Source organism: Bartonella sp. AU18XJBT, assembly GCF_028618595.1.
GTDB lineage: Bacteria > Pseudomonadota > Alphaproteobacteria > Rhizobiales > Rhizobiaceae > Bartonella.
Window position 1 is genome coordinate 1 of the sequence record NZ_JAQITE010000148.1, and the last position, 932, is coordinate 932.

At 39.5% G+C, this 932-nt stretch carries 2 protein-coding genes; both read left to right on the plus strand.

Translation table 11 applies throughout. The features are described 5' to 3' along the window. Nucleotides 1-331 (plus strand): DnaB-like helicase C-terminal domain-containing protein (locus PVV60_RS10615; RefSeq protein ID WP_273724686.1); only part of this gene is annotated, 331 nt, incomplete at its 5' end. 414 nt (nucleotides 332-745) lie between these two features. Next, on the plus strand, nucleotides 746-932 hold a 187-nt coding region (locus tag PVV60_RS10620; RefSeq protein ID WP_273724687.1), incomplete at its 3' end, for an Arm DNA-binding domain-containing protein.

Below are 932 nucleotides of genomic sequence, written 5' to 3' on the forward strand. Positions count from 1 at the left end.
AGAACTCAATATTCCCATCATTGCTTTGTCACAACTTTCACGTCAAGTAGAAAACCGAACCGATAAACGTCCACAACTCTCTGATTTACGTGAATCTGGTTCAATTGAGCAAGATGCCGACATTGTGCTGTTCGTTTATCGTGAAGAATATTATCTCAAAAATGAAGAACCAAAAGAAGGCACTGCTGAGTATAGCAAGTGGCAAGAGGCAATGGAACAAGCCAAGGGTAAAGCCGAGGTTATTATAGCAAAACAACGCCATGGTCCGACAGGAATCGTTCCCCTTGCCTTTCAGTCCGATTTTACACGCTTTAGTGATTTAGAAAAATAGGAGCAGAAAAACGCGTTAAAGAGAGCTTTAAATGACCTTTAGATAAGGCATTTGAAGACACTTTGAGAACACCTTTAAAACTCTTTGAGAAAAATAAATTGCTACAAACTCTAGTGGCAAAATATACAAAACCCGCTGGCAGGCTACAGTAAGTATTAAAGAAAAAATCTATATATTTCAATGCGCTAAAAGCAAAAAGCGGTGCCGCATGCCGGCGGGCAGGGGCTTATCAACAAGATTCAACTTATATAAATATGTGTAAGAGCGTATTGATGTGTATAGTTTTTTATGTTCCAATAAAAAAATTAAGGATTAAAGAAAAAATCTCAAATCAAAAATTAAAGGTGGTCTAAAAGGTGGACCCAAAAAGGTGGACGAGCAATGCTTAAAAAGGTGGACGAGAGGGGACGTTAAGTGAGGGCGATTCATCGGTTATCAGCATTACTTGTAAAGTCCGCTCCACAAGGAAAATATTGTGATGGGGCAGGGCTATGGTTGAATGTTCGAAAAGACAATACACGCTCTTGGTTTTTTCGCTATACGCACCACAATAAGCGCCGTGAAATGGGACTTGGTCCTGTTACGAAACTCTCTTTAAAAG